The organism is Streptomyces sp. NBC_00158 (assembly GCF_045160885.1).
Classification (GTDB): Bacteria; Actinomycetota; Actinomycetes; order Streptomycetales; family Streptomycetaceae; genus Streptomyces.
In genome coordinates, this window is sequence record NZ_CP108161.1 from 7,145,903 (window position 1) to 7,163,065 (window position 17,163).

16 protein-coding genes are annotated in these 17,163 nt (G+C 75.8%); 7 read left to right on the forward strand and 9 right to left on the reverse strand.

What is annotated here, in order from left to right; translation table 11 throughout:
• The first annotated feature begins 138 nt into the window (after positions 1-138).
• The 3 genes from OG553_RS32725 to OG553_RS32735 all read left to right on the forward strand — a co-directional run bounded on the left by OG553_RS32725 (position 139) and on the right by OG553_RS32735 (position 2,949).
• The gene (locus OG553_RS32725) at positions 139-756 is read left to right on the forward strand and encodes a PepSY domain-containing protein (protein ID WP_405982457.1); all 618 of its coding nucleotides are present in this window, start codon (positions 139-141) and stop codon (positions 754-756) included.
• Between the two features lie 261 nt (positions 757-1,017).
• Complete coding sequence (locus OG553_RS32730) at positions 1,018-1,416, forward strand: hypothetical protein (protein WP_405982458.1); 399 nt, start codon at positions 1,018-1,020, stop codon at positions 1,414-1,416.
• 42 nt (positions 1,417-1,458) lie between these two features.
• Positions 1,459-2,949: a CehA/McbA family metallohydrolase gene (locus OG553_RS32735; protein WP_405982459.1), complete on the forward strand. Its 1,491-nt coding sequence runs from the start codon at positions 1,459-1,461 to the stop codon at positions 2,947-2,949.
• A gap of 22 nt (positions 2,950-2,971) precedes the next feature.
• On the opposite strand, the gene OG553_RS32740 is transcribed toward OG553_RS32735, so the two are convergent.
• The 4 genes from OG553_RS32740 to OG553_RS32755 all read right to left on the reverse strand — a co-directional run bounded on the left by OG553_RS32740 (position 2,972) and on the right by OG553_RS32755 (position 6,108).
• On the reverse strand, positions 2,972-3,679 hold the full coding sequence (locus tag OG553_RS32740; protein ID WP_405982460.1) for a M24 family metallopeptidase: 708 nt from the start codon (positions 3,677-3,679) through the stop codon (positions 2,972-2,974).
• A gap of 211 nt (positions 3,680-3,890) precedes the next feature.
• Positions 3,891-4,364, reverse strand: coding sequence for a tRNA adenosine deaminase-associated protein (locus OG553_RS32745; protein WP_405982461.1), 474 nt, complete (start codon positions 4,362-4,364; stop codon positions 3,891-3,893).
• Positions 4,365-4,494: 130 nt separating this feature from the next.
• The gene (locus tag OG553_RS32750) at positions 4,495-5,142 is read right to left on the reverse strand and encodes a sigma-70 family RNA polymerase sigma factor (protein ID WP_405982462.1); all 648 of its coding nucleotides are present in this window, start codon (positions 5,140-5,142) and stop codon (positions 4,495-4,497) included.
• A 147-nt stretch (positions 5,143-5,289) separates the two neighbouring features.
• Positions 5,290-6,108, reverse strand: coding sequence for a hypothetical protein (locus tag OG553_RS32755; protein WP_405982463.1), 819 nt, complete (start codon positions 6,106-6,108; stop codon positions 5,290-5,292).
• 209 nt (positions 6,109-6,317) lie between these two features.
• Here OG553_RS32755 and OG553_RS32760 point away from each other — a divergent pair, with 209 nt between their 5' ends.
• Complete coding sequence (locus OG553_RS32760; protein WP_405982464.1) at positions 6,318-7,544, forward strand: nitrate/nitrite transporter; 1,227 nt, start codon at positions 6,318-6,320, stop codon at positions 7,542-7,544.
• Complete coding sequence (locus OG553_RS32765) at positions 7,541-8,716, forward strand: sugar ABC transporter permease (RefSeq protein ID WP_405982465.1); 1,176 nt, start codon at positions 7,541-7,543, stop codon at positions 8,714-8,716. The genes OG553_RS32760 and OG553_RS32765 overlap by 4 nt, the downstream gene beginning before the upstream one ends.
• Here the strand turns inward: OG553_RS32765 and OG553_RS32770 are convergent.
• Positions 8,703-9,941 (reverse strand): acyl-CoA dehydrogenase family protein, encoded by a 1,239-nt coding sequence (locus OG553_RS32770; protein ID WP_405982466.1) that lies wholly within the window; start codon positions 9,939-9,941, stop codon positions 8,703-8,705. The genes OG553_RS32765 and OG553_RS32770 overlap by 14 nt on opposite strands.
• A gap of 144 nt (positions 9,942-10,085) precedes the next feature.
• Here OG553_RS32770 and OG553_RS32775 point away from each other — a divergent pair, with 144 nt between their 5' ends.
• Both OG553_RS32775 and OG553_RS32780 read left to right on the forward strand, forming a co-directional pair.
• Positions 10,086-11,870 (forward strand): CoA transferase, encoded by a 1,785-nt coding sequence (locus OG553_RS32775; RefSeq protein ID WP_405982467.1) that lies wholly within the window; start codon positions 10,086-10,088, stop codon positions 11,868-11,870.
• Positions 11,867-13,555: an AMP-binding protein gene (locus tag OG553_RS32780; protein ID WP_405982468.1), complete on the forward strand. Its 1,689-nt coding sequence runs from the start codon at positions 11,867-11,869 to the stop codon at positions 13,553-13,555. Before OG553_RS32775 ends, OG553_RS32780 begins: the two co-directional genes overlap by 4 nt.
• Before the next feature lie 60 nt (positions 13,556-13,615).
• On the opposite strand, the gene OG553_RS32785 is transcribed toward OG553_RS32780, so the two are convergent.
• The 4 genes from OG553_RS32785 to OG553_RS32800 all read right to left on the reverse strand — a co-directional run bounded on the left by OG553_RS32785 (position 13,616) and on the right by OG553_RS32800 (position 17,044).
• A complete protein-coding gene (locus OG553_RS32785; RefSeq protein WP_405982469.1) occupies positions 13,616-14,443 on the reverse strand; it encodes a metal ABC transporter solute-binding protein, Zn/Mn family in 828 nt (275 codons plus the stop codon).
• Positions 14,401-15,276, reverse strand: a complete 876-nt coding sequence (locus OG553_RS32790; RefSeq protein WP_405982470.1) for a metal ABC transporter permease — start codon at positions 15,274-15,276, stop codon at positions 14,401-14,403. Before OG553_RS32790 ends, OG553_RS32785 begins: the two co-directional genes overlap by 43 nt.
• On the reverse strand, positions 15,273-15,908 hold the full coding sequence (locus OG553_RS32795; protein ID WP_405982471.1) for a metal ABC transporter ATP-binding protein: 636 nt from the start codon (positions 15,906-15,908) through the stop codon (positions 15,273-15,275). The genes OG553_RS32790 and OG553_RS32795 overlap by 4 nt, the downstream gene beginning before the upstream one ends.
• A 107-nt stretch (positions 15,909-16,015) precedes the next feature.
• Positions 16,016-17,044, reverse strand: a complete 1,029-nt coding sequence (locus OG553_RS32800) for an ArsR/SmtB family transcription factor (RefSeq protein ID WP_405982472.1) — start codon at positions 17,042-17,044, stop codon at positions 16,016-16,018.
• Positions 17,045-17,163: the final 119 nt, after the last annotated feature.

A 17,163-nucleotide genomic window follows, 5' to 3' on the forward strand; every position in this document is an offset into this window, starting at 1 on the left:
AAACCCCCGCGGGCCGACACCCCTCGGGCGGCGGGCGTCGGGGACCGGCCGGACAATGGGCGGGAACGCTCGCTGCCGGCCGCCCGCACCGGGCAACCGCGAGTACGCGGCCCTGGCCGGCCTGAGGAGGTCGAGCCCATGAAGCGCAACCTGTACGTCTCCGCGGCCGCGGCCGCGGTCCTGCTCGCCGGCGGCCCCGCGGCCGCGGCCGCGGTCCTGCTCGCCGGCGGCCCCGCGGCCGCCGTCGCGGCAACCGCCGACGCGGTACGCACGGCTCCGGCGGCCGCCACCGCCCCGCTGGCCGACACCACGGCGGAGGGGGCCGCCGCCGCGGCCCTGAAGGACTACCCCGGGGTGATCGAGTCGCTCGACAGGGAAGCCAACGTCTGGCACGTGGACGTGATCACCAAGGACGGCAAGGGCCACGCCGAGCTGAAGGTCGACGCGGCGACCGGGAAGGTGACCCGGGAGAACGTCGACACCGACGGGGACGCGGGCGAGCACAAGGACCTGCTGGCCGCCAAGGTCACCGCCGAGCAGGCCGTCAAGGCCGCCGTCGCCGCCCACCCGGGCGAGGCGTGGACCGTCGAGTGGGACTCCGACGACAACGGCAAGGCGGCGTCCTGGCACGTGGAGGTACGGGGATCCGACGGCAAGACCTGGGACGGCTCCGTGGACGCCGCGACCGGCAAGGTCACCGCCGAGTCCGACCACTCCGACTCGGACGAGGACTACGGCAACGACGACAACGGCTGAACCCGGCCGTGCCGTCACGGGAGCCGCGCCCCTGCCAGGGGCGCGGCTCCCGTCGTGCGCGGGGCGGCGCGGACCGCCCGGCCGGGCGGATCAGCCGACCCGCCCGCGCGCCCCGTCCTCGTGCAGGACCCGGGGTGCCCACCAGGTGACCCGCTCCACGCTTCACCTGTTCGGCGTAGTGTGCCGGTGCCCGCGACCGGGCGGCTGGTTAGCCTCGGAAGCGCGAGGGGGATTCCTGACCAGCCCCAGACGGGAGCCACCGTGAACTCCACCCTGCGTGCCCTAGCCTCCGCCGCCCTCTCCGCGACGCTGCTGGCGGGCGCCGCCGCCACCTCGTACGCCGCCGCGACGCCCACCCCGAAGACGAGCCCGGGCGTGAGCGCCGAACAGGCGGCCATGACCATGACCGTGGACAAGGCGGAAGTGAAGGCCGGGGACAAGGTCCACGTCACCGGCCGCACCAAGGGCCTGCCGATAGGCGGCAAAGTGGTCCTCCAGCACAAGAAGAACGGGAAGTGGAACACGCTCAAGGCGGAGACCGTCGTCAAGAACGGCAGCAGCTACGCCCTGGACGCCAAGCTGAACACCAAGGGCCCGGAGGAACTGCGGGTGCAGTCGGGCGACGTCTTCTCGCCCAGCGTCACCGTCAACGTCCTCTGACGTGTTCACGCCGGATTCATCTCCCGGCGGGATCCTGGGCCGATGGCCCTCAGCAGACGAGCACTACTGGCACGAGCAGCCGCCTCGGCCGCCCCCGCGGCCGCCGCACCCGCGCCCGGTGCCGCCGCGGCAGCGGAACCCGAGCCGGTCACCACCACGACCCTGCGCGGCACGATCCCGCCCGGAGCCCCGGACTTCGTGTACGTGCCGGTGGACGTCCCGCCGGGCGTGCGCGAGTTACGCGTCTCCTACCGGTACGACAAACCGCCCACCCCGCCCGGCACTCCCGGCAACGCCCTCGACATCGGCCTCTTCGACCAGCACGGCACGGCGCTCGGCGGCCGCGGCTTCCGCGGGTGGTCCGGCGGCGCCCGCAGCGAGTTCTTCCTCCGCACGGACGACGCCACCCCCGGCTACCTCCCCGGCCCGCTGGAGCCCGGCCGCTGGTACATCGCCCTCGGCCCCTACACCGTGGCCCCGCAGGGCCTGCCCTACGAGATCACCGTCGGTTTCGTCCACGGACCGCCGGCGCCCCCAGCCCGCGCGGCCTACCCGCCCCGGCGCATACCCGGACGCGGCCGGGCCTGGTACCGCGGGGACTGCCACGTCCACTCCGTGCACTCCGACGGCCGCCGCACCCCGGCCGAGATCATCGCCCTCGCGCGCACCGCGGGCCTGGACTTCATCAACACCTCCGAGCACAACACCCACAGCTCCCACACCGCCTGGGCCGGCGCCGCCGACAGCGGCCTGCTCGTCCTCACCGGCGAGGAGATCACCACGCGCACCGGCCACGTCCTCGCCGTGGGCACCGACCCGGGCACCTTCATCGACTGGCGCTACCGGGCCCGCGACCGCCGCTTCGCGCGCTTCGCCCGCGCGGTCCGGCAGGCGGGCGGCCTCGTCGTGCCCGCCCATCCGCACGCCACCTGCATCGGCTGCGCCTGGAAGTTCGGCTTCGCCGACGCCGACGCCGTCGAAGTGTGGAACGGCCCCTGGACGGCCGACGACGAGCTGTCCCTGGCCTCCTGGGACGCCACCCTGTGCGGGGGCGGCGGCGCGGACGGCGACCGGTGGCTGCCCGCCCTCGCGCACAGCGACTACCACCGCGACCCGGACCGCATCGGCGGACCCCAGACCGTCGTCCTGGCCGACGACCTGTCCCGCGAGGCGATACTGGCCGGGCTGCGCGCCGGACGCGCCTACGCCGCCGAATCCTCCGCCGTCTCCCTGGACTTCACCGCCGTCACCCCAGGGGGTGACCACGCGGGCATCGGGGAGACCCTGACTCCGACCGGTCCGGACACCGAGGTCCTCGTACGGCTCTCGGTGACCGGAGCGGAGGGCTGCGAGCTGCGCCTGGTCACGGACCAGGGCCCGGTGTTCACCGCACCCGGGGCCGCGTCCCTGGAATGGCGTACGACGTCCGCCCGCACCGCGTACGTCCGCGCGGAAGTCCGGCACCCGCCCCAGGCGCCACCCCTCCCCGGCCCGCCGGCCGCCCTCACCAACCCGATCCGGCTGCGTCCCTGACGTCCCCGACGACCCGCGTTGCTCAGAACAGGTCGAGGAGGGCCTTGTGCGTGCCGCCGAAGCCCGCGTGCTCGTCGACGAGGTGGACCTCCAGGAGCCAGTGGGCCTGCCATCCGTCCGGCGTCGTGCGGCGCAGCGGGAGGTCGTTGTCGGGCCAGACGTACGCGTCGGCCCGCGCGCACATCGGGTCCGCGGCCGGGGGTTCGCCCGCCAAGTGTCCGGCATGCCAGCCGCCGAGGGTCCAGCCGGCCTTGGCGGCGAGGGCCCGCAGGTCCTCGTACAGCTGCCGGCCGGTGATCCGCGGGTCCGCGCGGAACGCCTCCCGGCCCGCGGTGAAGAGCTCGGCGAGGTCCTCGCGGAGCTTCAGCCGGGCCGGGTCGTCGCCGAGGACGACGGTGCGGGCGAAGTCGGTGCCCTGCCCGGCGAGCAGCGGGCCGAGGTGGGCGGTGGCCGTGTCGCCGGCGGCGACGATCCGGTCGGCAGGCGGTGCGTCGGCGTACGGGAGCACCGTGTGCGGGCCGGAGCGGACGATCCGCCCGGGCCACCGTACGCGGGTGCCCAGCAGCTCCCTGGCCAGGTCCCCGATCCGGTCGGTCGCCTCGTACTCGCTGGTGCCGACGGCTATCAGCCCGCGCCGGGTGACCTCGGCGAACAGGGCCTCGGCCTTCCGCTGGGCCTCCACCAGGCCGAGGGCCCGCAGCCGCTCGTCCATCCGGTCTGGTATCGCCATCGCGTTCGTTCTCTTTCTCGTTGAGCGCGGGGGGCGCTTCCTCGGGCACGAACGCGGGCAGCGGGCCCGAGAGGACCTCCAGGCCGCGAACCCAGACGGTACATCCTGCATCTGCGGATGGGATTCGACAATCTTCTCGCAAATGCTTGTTCGATCGACTGAACGTCATGGCATTCGAGTGGCGATGATTGGAGCTAGCCACAAACTCCACTCACAACCGCACGCGGTCGAATTCGGCGGCGAACCCGCACCTCTCCGCGATCAGCCGCAGCTGGTCGTCCGGCAGGCCCTCCGGGCCGGCCAGCACGGCGGCCATCCCGTCGGCGGTCAGCCCCAGTTCGGAGACGATGCCCAGGTCCCCGGCCGGGCGCGCGCCCGGCGCGTCCGCGTCGGGCGGGGTGGCGCCCGAGGCGTCCACGGCCTGCGCGGCGAGCGTGTGCCGGTGCGCCGCCCGCGCGTCCGACAGCAGCAGCGCCGTCCCGGCCGGGGTGACCCGCAGGACCAGGAAGAACGACTCGTCCGCGTTGAAGAACCCGAACAGCACGTCCGAGGTCCCCGCGCCGCGGACCGCGGCGACCGCCTCGTCGAGGCCCGTGAGCGCCGTGCGGTCCAGGCGGGTGCACTGCCAACGGCCGTCCTGACGGGCTACGGCGACCGCGTACCGGTGGTTCCTTCGTTCTGTCACGGCCCACACGTGCCCCGTCGGCGCACCCGATAGCCGTACGGCGGCGCGCCGTGGCCCGGACGGAGCAAACACGGGGTGGAGCGGCCGCCGCCCCCGGTGGTGCCCCACGGAGGGCGGCGGCAGCGGGACCTCAGGCCGGCGACGGTGCCGGCGCGGGCCCGGTGTCCTCCAGCAGGCCCATCAGCGTGGTGCGGGCGCGGGCCACGCGGGAGCGGACCGTACCGATGGGGCAGCCCGCGGCGACGGCGGCCTCGGCGTACGGGAGGCCGACCAGCTGGGTCAGGACGAAGGCCTCGCGGCGTTCGGCGGGGACGGCGGCAAGGAGTTCGGCCAGGGCTATCCCGTCGTCGAAGCCGGGGAGGCCGTGCGGCTGGCTCCGTTCGGCGGCCGCCTGCCAGTCGTCGCGGTCAGACAGCCGGGGGCGGGCGGCGGCCCGGCGCACGCTGTCGACGACGGTCCGCCGGGCGATCGACAGGATCCAGGTGCGGGCGGAGGAACGCCCCTCGAACCGGGGCAGCGCGGCGAGTGCACGCAGGAACACGTCCTGGGTGAGGTCGTCGGCCGCCTGCGCGTCCGCGCTGAGGTACGCCACGTACCGCCAGACGTCCCGGTGCAGGGCCCGTACGAGCCGGTCGGCCTTCGCGGGGTCCCCGTCGCGCGCGGCGAGGGCCAGTCGCGTCACCTCGGCGTCGGAATCCGGGGTGTGCCGGGCCGGCCTTCCGCCGGGGGAACGCCGCTGGGTGGGCATGGGGATGGGCATGGGCAGGGCAGTAGTCATCGCCACAGGTCCTTAAGGGCAAGGTGTCCGGCGCCGCGCGCGGGCGGCACCGGTGAAGGGAGTACGGCCGGCCGGAGGGCACGGCCGATGCCCGAGGGGCGACGGGCCGCGGGAAGGGCCGTCAGCGCACGCTCGGGGAACCGGCTGTCACAGGACAGCGGTTCCCGTCGGCGGACCCCGTGAGGTGATGGCGTGGACGAGGAACAGCCGCCGCAGGGTGCGGCGGCGCCGTGCCCTGCGTACGCGGACGCGCGGCGGGACGGGAACCGGGGCGAGGCCGAAGAGCAGGCACAGCGGCGTCCAGAGCCAACCCGCGACGGCGCGCAGGACGCGGAAGGCGCCCCGCTCGCCGTGGGCCAGCCACAGGCCGCAGAGCAGGGCGGCCAGCAGGTGCGCGGCGAGCATGCCCGTCGGGGACATGCCGGCCATGTCGTGGCCGCCCGCCGGAAGGAGGACGCCGGTGGCGGCGGACGCGGCGTCCGCCATGCCCGGAGCGTCGTGCACCTCGTGCATGCCGTGGTGGGCGTGCGCGGCGGCGTCACCGAAGGCGGCGCCCGGCGGCGGCTCGTGCACGAGGGAGCCGAGCCCCGCGTCGTCCACGACCTTCCGCGCCTCCTGGACGGACAGCGCCGACGCCGTGCCCTCCCCGCACATCAGGTACGCGGCCCACTGGCGGGCGAACGAGGTGCCGGACGGCAGGGAGGGGTGCAGGACCGACTGGGCCAGGGAGAAGCCCGAGTGCAGCACGCCCTGGACGGCGACCGTCGCCGCGATCACGGTGAGCAGCCCGCGTTCCCGGCCCGCGAGGCACCAGGCCGTGGCCGCGGTGCCCGCGAACGCGGCGGACATCGCCCACCAGGGCACGGCCATACCGGACATGAGCACGTGGCCGACGCTCGCGAGCAGGACGCAGACGGCCGCGAACATCGCGGCCCGTCCGGCTCGGAAACAGTGACCTGGCGTCATGGCGGGTTCATCCTCGCACCAGCCTTCCGGGCCGTGCAGGGGGGTGCGCGCTTCCTGACAAGTTCTCGACCGTGTCTGTGGCGCGCCTCGAAACCGCACGCCGGTGTGGTGCGGGTCACAGGAGGGGCGGGGAACCCGGGGGCCGGTCCGTCCGACCCCCTGCCCGGTCGTCGTGACGTTCGGCATCGGGGGAGTGGAGGATCCGCGTGGTGGCAGAGGGGACGACGGCGGCCGCGCCCGCCGAGGCGGCGGGCGCGCCGGACCGGGCGGCCCGCCGCCTGACCGCGCTGCTCACCTGCGCCATGGCGTTCTCGATGCTCCAACTGTTCCTGCTCGGGGCGCTGGGACCGCGCATGACGGAGGAACTGGGAATGTCCGAGCCGGTGTTGGGGCTGACGACCACGGTCGGGTTCGGCACGGCCGCCCTGCTGTCCCCGCTCGGCGGGCGGATGGTGGACCGGATCGGGCCCCGCCGCTCGCTGGTGCTCCTGCTCCTCGTCTCCGCCGCCGCGCTCGCCCTGATCGGCGCCGCACCCGGCGCGGGCCCGCTGCTGGGCGCGGTCGCGCTGGGCGGCGTACCGCAGGCCCTGGCCAACCCCGCCACCAACAAGGCGGTCCTGGCCGCGGTCCCGGCCGCCCGGCGGGGTGCGGTGACCGGCCTCAAGCAGTCCGGTGTGCAGCTGGGGGCGTTCGCCGCCGGCCTGCCGCTCGCCGCCCTCGCGGGCGGACTCGGCTGGCGGGGCGCGGTGTGGACGGCCTCCGGCGCCGCCCTCCTCACCGGGGTGTGGGCGCTGCGCGCGCTGCCCGCCGATCCGCCCGTCGCACAGGCGCCGCCCCTCCGGGCCTCGTTCGTGCCGAGGGGGACGGCGGCCTGGCTGGCGGGGTTCTCGCTGTTCCTGGGTGCCGGGATCGCCTCCGTCAACACCTACCTCGCCCTGTACGGGGTGCGCGGCCTCGGGATGGGGCCGACGGTGGCCGGCGCCCTGGTCGCGGTCCTCGGCGTCGCCGGTGTCCTCGGCCGTGTCGGATGGTCGAAGGCCGCACGCCCCGGCCGGGCCGAGTGGCTGCCGGGCCTGCTGGCCTGCGGTGCCGTGGGCGCGGCGGCCCTGCTGGCCGGGGCGTTCCTCGCGCAGCCGCTGGTGTGGGCCGGGGCCGTGGCCGTCGGGGTGTTCGCCGTCTCCGGGAACGCCGTCTCGATGGTGCTGGTCATGCAGCGCTCGGCCGCGGGCCGGGCCGGACTGGACTCGGCGCTCGTCGCGGCCGGCTTCTTCGCCGGTTTCGCCGTCGGACCGCCGCTGTTCGGACTCCTCGCGCGGAGCGGGCGGTACGGGTCCGGCTGGCTGCTGGTCGCGGTCGAGTTCGCGGCGGCGGGCGCGGTCGCGTTCCTCTGGGCCGTACGGGACCGGCGGCGCGCGCGGACGGGGGAGCCGGCATGACCACCGAAGACAGGATCTCCGAAGACAGGGTCCCCGACGACATGACCTCCGACGACATGGCCTCCGGCGGCATGGCCTCCGGCGACTGGGCGGGCCGGGCGCTCGCGGCCGTCCTCGACCGGGTGACGGTCACCGAGGCCGAGGTCGGCGACCGGTTCCCGCTGTACGCCGACCCCGCCGACGGGCGGTGGACCACGACCGCCCGCGGCTCCTGGACCGGCGGCTTCTGGGCCGGACTGCTGTGGCTGCGGGCCCGCCGCACCGGAAGCGGGGCGGACCGGGCGGCCGCGGCGCGGTGCACGGCCCGGCTCGCACCGTGGGCCGGAGCCGACACCGCCACCCGGGGGCTCGTCCTCTGGTACGGGACGGCCCTCGCTCCCTCGGACCCCGAAGCCGTCGCGCTGCGGGCGCGGGCGGCACGGGCCTGCCTGGACTCCTACGACCCCGGGGCCGGTGTCGTGCCCTGGGGCGCGGCGCTCGGCGGGCCCCGGCTGCTGGCCCGCGCGGACGCCGTACCGGGGCTGGTCCCCCTCCTGGCGGGAGCCGGTTCCGGCGGCCCGGCCGTGGCGGCCGCCCACCTGCACCGGCACCTGGACCTCTGCCTCGGCGCGGAGGGAGCGGAACGGTACGGACGCCCCCGGCCCGCCTGGCGGTTCGACCCGGCGACGGGCTGGCACCCCTGCGCGGACCCGGAACAGGGCTGGAGCCGCGGCGAGGCCTGGCTGCTCCTGGCCGTGGCCGACGCACTGCTGCACCCCGAGGTGTCCGGCCGCCGGCCCGGCCGGCTCGCCCGCGCGTCCGGGCAACTGCTGCTGGGGACCGGGGTGCTGACGGGCCCGGAAGTCCCGCCCGACCGGGCGTCCCGGCCGCGGGGCCCCCTCGACACCTCGGCCGCCGCGATCACCGCCGTGGCCCTGCTCAAGCTGTCCCGGGCGGCGGTGCCCGGGGCCGAGGCGTGCGCGCGCCGGGCCGAGGCCATCCTGCGCCGACTGGCCGGGACCCACCTCACGGGGCGGGGCGGGGCCGCGGAGCGCCCGGCCGGAATGCTGCTGGACGGCTGCTACGACGCGGCCGAGGGCCTGGCCGTACGCCACGAACTGATCTGGGGAGACTTCTTCCTGGCCCTCGGACTGGCGGCCTTCGACGGCCTCGTCGACATCACCGGCGTGTAGCGGCCCCGGACCCGGAACCTGACGCGGCCCCGGACCCCGCGCCGTAGCCGCGCAGCACCCGGCGGGCCACCGAGGTGATGTGCAGCTCGTCCGGACCGTCGAGGACCCGGGCCGCCCTGCCTCCCCGGAACAGGGCCGGCAGCGCCGTGTCGGGACCGAGCCCGGCGGCCCCGTGGACCTGGATGGCCGAGTCCGCGACCCGCTGGAGCATCCGCGCGGTGGCGACCTTGGCCAGCCCCACTTCCGTACGCGCGTCCCGTCCGGCCGCGATCAGCGCGACCGCCTCGTGCACCAGGGGACGGGTGGTGCGCAGCGCGAGCAGCGCGTCGAACACGTGCTGCTGGACCAGCTGGTGGCCGGCGAGCGGCCCCCGTGACCCGCCGCGCGTCGCGGCGCGCGCGCACATGAGGTCGAAGGCCCGCTGGGCCTGCCCGAGCCAGCGCAGGCAGCGCAGGGTGCGGCCGAGCGCGAGCCGCTCGCCCGCGATGTCCAGGGCGTCGCCGCCCGCGCCGAGGAGGTGGTCGGCGGGCACGGGCACCCGGTCGAGTTCGATCTCGTACTGGCCCGCCGAACCGAGGACGGGCAGTTCCCGTACGACGCGGAACCCGGGCGCACGCGTCGGGACCAGCAGGAGCGACAGCCCCTCCCGGTCGCCGGCCGCCCCGGCCGTACGGGCCATGACGGTGACCAGGTCGGCGCCGGCGGCACCGGAGGTGAACCACTTGCGGCCGCTGACCCGCCAGCCGCCGCCCGGCAGGGCCTCGGCGCGGGTCGCGGTGAGGAACGGGTCGGTGCCCGGCACGTCCGGCTCGGTCATGGCGTAGCAGGTGCGCAACCCGCCCGCCACGAGCGGCTCCAGGTACTCCTCGCGCACCCGGCGGCTGCCGTGCCGGTCCAGCATGGTGACGTCGAGCAGCGGCGCGGAGCCCAGCGCGGCGGGACCGTGGTCGCTGGCGCCCTCCGCCTCGGCGAGCGCCGCGTACTCGCGGAAGGCCAGGCCGCCGCCGCCCAGTCCCGCCGGGAGCGGCAGCGCCCACAGCCCGGCCGCCCGCGCCTCGGCCCGCAACTCCGCGAGCGCGGCGGCCGCACCCTCCCCGCCCGCGTCCAGCACCGGCTCGCACGGGAACACCCGGGTACGGACGAACCCGCCGACCAGCCTCCTCAACTCATCGACATGCAGGCCGGGTTGGGCCGAACCGTCGTGCGCCGCAGCCGAATCCGCCACCGCGTTCCTCCTCATTCCCCGGGAACCCGCGGGAGCCGCCGTCCGACTCCCTGTCCGAGGAACTGGTCGGGTGAACGCCCTTCGGAGTTCCCGCGTTCCGTTCGACCTGGGCGACGGCCACCGCCGCGCCGGGAGAGGAGAGGCATGGCGTCCCCCGCAACCACGCAGACGGTCCGGCCGCTCGGCACACTGGGCTTCACCGTCTCGGGGCCCCCGCAGATCACCGACGTCGTCGCCGAGCACCTGAGCCTGCTCGGCGCGACGCCGTACGGGCCCGCCGCCGACGGCCCTCCGGGAGGCATCACGCTCTCCGGAGGCGGCTTCGAGCCCGCCCGGGCCACCGCCGCCTGGGCGGCCCCGGGCAGCGGGCTCGTCGACGAGGCCACCGTCCAGGCCGCCACCGGCATGATGGCGGTCCACGGCCGCCGCGACGGCGCCCCGCGCGGCCTGGCCGCCGACTACGCGGCGACCGCAACCGCCGTCCTCACCGTCCAGGGACTGCTCGCCGGTCTGGTCGGGCAGGCCCGGGGCGCAGGGCCCGCCCACGTCACCACCGGCGCCGACCGGGCCGGGCTGCTCGCCGTGTCCCAGTACCTCGCCGCGGCCGGCGCCGACGAGGGCGAGGCCGCCGAAGTCGCCCCGGGAGGCCCGCCCTTCACCTCGGCCGAGGGAGTGCTCTTCGAGCTGGAGACCCTCGACCCGGGCGCCTGGGCCGCGTTCTGGCGCGCGCTGGGGGCCCCGGCCGACGCGATGCGCGCCGGATGGCGCCCGTTCCAGTTCCGCTACGCCACCGCCTGCGCCCCCTTCCCGCAGGCCCTGCACGCCGTGACCCGCGCACACCCCCTCCCGCGGATCCGGCAGGCCGCGGCGGCCTCCGGCGCCGAGGTGTGCGTACTGCGCACCCTGGCCGAACGCGCCCTGGAGGCCGACGGCGCCGCGCCCTGGTCGCTGCGGCCCCTGCCGGGCGACCCCGCTGCTCCGCGCCCCCGTACGCCGGCCGGGGCCTCCTCCCGCCGGCCGCTGGCCGGTCTGACGGTCCTGGAGGCGGGCCGCCGCATCCAGGCCCCGCTCGCGGCGCACCTGCTGGGCCTGCTGGGCGCGGAGGTCGTCAGGATCGAGCCGCCGGGCGGCGACCCGCTGCGCGGCATGCCGCCCGCCTGCTCCGGGATCTCGGCGCGCTGGCTCGCCCTCAACCGGGGGAAGCGGGCCGTCGAAATCGACATCAAGGCCGCCGCCGACCGCCGCAGGCTCCGCGAGATGGCCGCGGAGGCGGACGTGTTCCTGCACAACTGGGCGCCGGGCAAGGCCGCCGAGCTGGGCCTGGACGCCGACGACCTGGCACGCGCCAACCCCGCCCTGGTCTACGCGTACACGAGCGGCTGGGCCGGCCGGCTCCGGGACGCCCCCATGGGGACCGACTTCATGGTGCAGGCCCGGACGGGGGTCGGCGAGGCGGTACGCCCCGGGGGCGAGCCCCCGGCACCCTCCCTGATGACCCTGCTCGACGTACTCGGGGGCCTGCACGGCGCCGAGGCCGTCCTCGCGGGGCTGCTGCTGCGCGAACGCACCGGCCGCGGCGTCCGGGTGGACTCCTCGCTCCTCGGCGCCGCCGACACCCTGACCGCACCCGCCCTGCGGAGGGCGGCGCGCGGTCAGGACCCGCGCCGGCGCGCCGGCTTCCGGCACCCCCTGCCGACGGCCGACGGCTGGATCGCCCCCGCCGACCGCGGTGCGGCGGCCGCGGCCGCGTACGACCTGCGCGACCTCCCCACGACCGACGCCCTTGCCCTGCTGACCGCCCACGGCCTCACCGCGACCGCCGTCACCACCGACCTCGCCGACCTGCACCACGACCCGCGCTTCGGCGGCTCGATCAGCCGAGACGCGCACGGCGCCCCCGCCGTCCCCGAACCCTGGAGCTTCGCATGACCGTCGACCTGCACGACCTGCTGCCCGCCGAACTCCGCCGCTCCTGGGCGGCCGACGGCACCTGCCCCGACCTCGACCTCTACAGCCTCTTCCGGGCCCGCCAGATCGCGGACCTGCACCACACGGCCGTCCTGGACGCCAAGGGCACGCTCTGCTACACCGCACTGGACCGCAAGGTGCGATGTCTGGCCACCGGCCTCAGAGACCTCGGCATACGCGAGGGCGACGTGGTCGGCGTACAGCTCCCCGACACCAGGAACGCCGTCATCGCCGACCTCGCCCTCGCCGCCCTCGGCGCCGTCGCCCTGCCCTTCCCCGTGGGACGCGGCATCCTGGAGGCCGAGTGCCTGCTGCGCCGGGCCGAGGCCGTCGCCGTCATCGCCGCGACCGAGCACCGCGGCTTCCACCACGCCGCCGACCTGCGGACGCTGGCACGGGCCCTGCCCGCCCTCCGGCACGTCGTCGCGGTCGGCCCCGGCCCCGCGCCCGCGGGAACGGTCCCCTGGCAGGCCCTCGTGCGCCGCGATCCCGCCGGCTTCGTCCCGGCCCGCCCGGACCCGGACGGCGCGGCCCGGATCCTCGTGTCCTCGGGCTCGGAGGCCGAGCCGAAGATGATCGCCTACTCGCACAACGCGCTGGCCGGCGGGCGGGGGAACTTCCTGGCCTCCCTCATCCCCGACGGCACCCCGCCGCGCTGCCTCTTCCTCGTACCGCTGGCCTCCGCCTTCGGGTCCAACGGGACCGCCGTCACCCTCGCCCGGCACGGCGGAACGCTGGTCCTCCTCGACCACTTCTCGCCCGACGCCGCCCTCGCGGCGGTCCGCGAGCACCGGCCGACCCACGTCCTGGGCGTGCCCACCATGGTCCGCATGATGATCGAACGCCTCGACGCGACGGGGGAGCGGCTGCCCGCGCCGACCGCCCTGGTCCTGGGCGGCGCCCCCCTCGACGAGACGACGGCCGCCGCCGCCGCGGAGGCGTTCGGCTGCCCGGTGGTCAACCTCTACGGGTCCGCCGACGGGGTCAACTGCCATACGGGACTGGCCCAGACGGTCCCCCCGACCGACGCGTCGGGCGTCGTGGCCGGCCACCCGGACCCCAGGGTCGCCGAGATCCGCATCGCCGATCCCGAGACCCGCGCCCCGCTGCCCGACGGCGACATCGGGGAGATCATCTCCCGGGGGCCGATGACACCGCTGTGCTACGTGGGCGCCCCCGACCTGGACGCCCGCTACCGCACGCCCGACGGCTGGGTCCGCACCGGAGACCTCGGCTACCTGGACGCCGACGGCGTCCTGCACGTCGTGGGCCGGCTCAAGGACATCGTGATCCGCGGCGGTGCCAACATCAGCCCGGCCGAGGTCGAACGCGAGCTCAGCTCGCACCCGGAGGTACGCGACGTGGTGTGCGTGGGCGTTCCCGACCCGCTGATGGGGGAGCGGCTGGCGGCCTGCGTGGTGGCCCGGGGCCCGCAGGCCCCGACCCTGGACTCGCTGGGCGAGCACCTGTCCGGGCGGGGCCTGGAGCGCCGCAAGCACCCCGAGCGGCTCCTGGTGCTGGAGGCCGTGCCCCTGACGGCGGCCGGCAAGCCGGACCGGGCGGCCCTGCGCGCACGCCTGACGGGCAGCGGTCCGGGGGCCCTCCACCGGCTGCCCCGGGCGGCGCCCCTCGCCCAGGCCGGATGACCGACGGGCCCGGCAGCCTGGGGCTGCCGGGCCCGTTCCCGTTCCGGTGGGGCGCCCGGGTCAGGAGGCGCCCATGGCCTTCTTCAGCTCGGCCGCCGCGTTGCGGTAGACGGGCAGCAGGTCGAGGTCCTCACCGGGGTAGTTGACGATCTTGACCTGCTTGGCGCCGGAGTCGGGGAGCACGGTTCCGGCGGACATGTGGGCGTTGTCCAGGACGAGCGCGGGCTTCTTCGCCGAGAGCCCGGCCAGTTGCGCCGGGGTGACCGCCTCGGGTCCGTACGTGCCGGCCACGGTGGCACCCGCGAGCTTCGCCGACCAGGCGGTGAAGACCTGGGTGACGACGGAGGGGCTCTTGCCGCCGGGCCAGGCGGCCTGGACCTCCTCGTTCAGCTTCGCGCACTCGGTGTCGAAGCCGGCCTTCCACTTCGTCGCGGCGTCCGCCGTGCCGAAGAGGGCGCCCAGTTTGTCCACCTCGGCCTTCACCTTGTCCGGGTCGTTGTCGAGGTTGACCTCGACCAGCTTCGCCTTGGAGCCCGCGGCCTCCTTGATCTTCGCCGCGTACGGCTCGAACGGCGCGTAGAGCACGAAGTCGGCCTTCGCGACGGCGGCGAGGTCGGAGGGCTTCGGGTCGTAGTCGGGAGCGTGGTGCACCGACTGCGGGACGATGACCTTCACGTCCTCGGCGCCGGCGGCCTTGGCGAAGGCGCCTTCCCAGGTGGTGGTCACCACCACCACGGGCTTGTCCTTCTTCACCTCGCCGCCGCCGCTCTGGGTGGGCACGTCACCGGAAGCGCCTTCGGAAGCCTTGTCGCTGCCGCACGCCGCGGTCAGGAGGAGTGCCGCGCTCAGCGCGACGAGGGCAGGGATACGGACGCGGGTGCGCGCCATGAGCTGATTCTCCGTTCGGGTATGAAATGCACGGCGAGGACGAGGGCCCCCGCCGTCAGGACGAGGACCGGCCCGGGTGGCCAGTCCAGCCACAGGGCCAGGAGGAAACCGGTCAGGTTGACCACGACGCCGATGCCGACGGCCCAGAGCGTGATCGACTTCAGGGAGCTGCCCAGGCGGCGTGCCGCGAGCGCGGGCAGCAGGGTCAGGGCGTCGACCAGCAGCGCACCGGTCAGCTTGATCGCTCCGGCGACGGCGATGGCGACCAGGACGAGCAGGGCGGCGGTCAGGGCCCGGACCGGTACGCCCGAGCACTGGGCGAGCTCACGGTCGTAGAGCAGCAGCCCGATCTCGCGGCGCCGCCACCAGAAGAGGCCCGGCACGGCGACGGCGAGCACGCCGAGGACGATCAGGTCCGGTGTCCCGACCGAGAGGACCGATCCCCAGAGCAGGGCGAAGGCGCCGGACGCGTTGACCCCCGACACCGCCATGAGGAGCAGCGCCGCGGCGATCGCCAGGCTCATCAGCAGCCCCATCGCACCGGACATCCCGTCCGGTGTACGGGCCAGCGGTGCGACGCCCGCACCGGCGAGGGCGCACGCGACGAGCGCGCACAGCATGGGGTCGAGACCGGTCAGCAGACCGACGGCGATGCCGAGCAGGGCGACGTGCATCATCGCGAACCGCACCGGCATGATGTCCAGCCCGACGATGACCACCCCGATCACGGGCAGCCCGACCGCCGCCAGCAGCAGGGCCACGCCGGCCCGCTGAACGGGGACGAGCTGGAGCAGCGCGCCGAGGTCGGCGGTGGCGAGGGTCGCCGTGGTCACCGGACCTCCCGCAACCGGCCCGCGGCCATCTCCAGGACCCGGTCACAGCGGGCGGCCAGCGCCCGGTCGTGCGTGACGACGACCAGGGTGACCGGGAGGGAGGTCAGGACGTCCGCGGCCTCCGCCTGACCGTCGAAGTCGAGGGCGGCGGTGGGCTCGTCCGCCAGCAGCACCTGGGCGCCCGCGGCGACGCAGCCGATGGCCCGGGCCAGGTACATCCGCTGCAACTGCCCGCCGGACAGGGTGTGCAGGGGCCGTTCGACCAGCGCCCCGACCCCCAGCCGGACGGCGGCCTCGGTCGCCGGCCCGGGCGCCGTGCTGCTCGCGAGGAGCTCCCGCCCGAGCAGGGGGAAGCGGCCGGCCGCCGGCTTCTGGGGGATCCACGCGCAGGCGCGGCGGCGCCAGGCCCACTCGGCGGCGGACCCGGTCTCCCGGCCGCCGACCGAGATGGAGCCGGTGGTCCGGCGGTGCAGCCCGAGCACCGCGCGCAGCAGGGTGGTCTTCCCGGACCCGTTGGTCCCGGTGAGCGCCACGCGCTCACCGGCGGCGATCTCCAGATCCACGTCCGAGACCGCCTCCACCCGGCCGTGCCGGCAGGCCACCCCCTTCATGCGCACATCCAGGCCGCCCATCCCGTACCTTCCCGTCGTCCCGCACCGCGTGGAGCGACGGGTGTTCGCCGCCCACGTACGGGTAGTCGGACGGGCAGGGGCGGGAGTTCCCGCGAACCTGCCCCGGCTCAGGTGGCCGCGGTGGTGTCGAGGAGGGCCAGGCCCGCGGGGCTGATGCTGTGCCGGACGTGTCTGCGGTCGCGGGTGACCGTGATGAGGCCGGCCCGGCGCAGGACGGTCGCGTGTTCGCTCGCGCTGGCCGGGGAGACCTTCGAGTGGGCCGCGAGCTCGGTGGTCGTGCACAGGCCGTGGTCGGCGACCGCCGTCAGGACGGTGGCCCTCGTACGGCCGAGGAGCGCGACCAGCGGCGGCGGTACCGCCGCGTTGGTGTGCTGCCCGTACACGGCCCCCGACCAGATGGCGCTCGCGGCGGGGAGGTCCCGTAACGCCGGGTAGATCAGCAGGACCTCCTGCCCCTCGCGACGGGCGAACAGCCGGGGCACCGGCCCGCCGAAGACCGAGGGCGCCAGCACCAGGTCCCGCCCCGCCAGGTGCAGGTCGCCGCCCGCCTGCCAGTGCCGGTACCCGGGGATCTCCAGGACGGGTGCCTTCCACCAGAGCATCGGGTGCAGGTGGCCGAAGAGCGCGGCCACACCGCTGCGGGCGGTGAGCTGTCCCAGCAGCGTCAGTTCGACGTCCAGGTGGTGCCGGATCCGGTCCCAGTACGGGGCCACGGCCACCTCGTGGCACCGCGACAGCGCCCGGGCCATCCTCTCCCGGGCATCGCCGTCGTCCTCCAGGACCCGCCCCAGCCACGGGGCCCGGCGGCGGGCCATGCCGGGGTGGAAGGTGAATTCCTCGGCCAGCTCCCGGCGGGGGACGCTCCGCAGCAGTTCCACGGCTTCGTCGATGCCGACGGCGGGCCCGAGCAGGCTGAACAGGTCGACGAGCCCGCCGGACGGACCGGCCAGGAAGCGGGCCAGATCACGGCCGTCGGCCGGTACACGGGGGCCGGTCCGGGAGCGCCAGTTGCCGAACACGGCACGGCGGTCGCGCAACTGGAGGTTCCACAGCGCCAGTTCCGTCTCCGCGAGCGGCCCCAGCAGGGTGGTGCGGACCCTGGCCAGGTCGGCCGCGGTGAAATGAAGCCGGAGCATCCGCCCTCCTGACGTCGGCGCCGCGATTCTTCCCGTGCCTCCTCGATTCGGGCCAGACCGAAACGAGTCGACGTACCCGGGGCCGCGGCCGAGCCTGGAGGACGAGCGGGCGAAGCGCC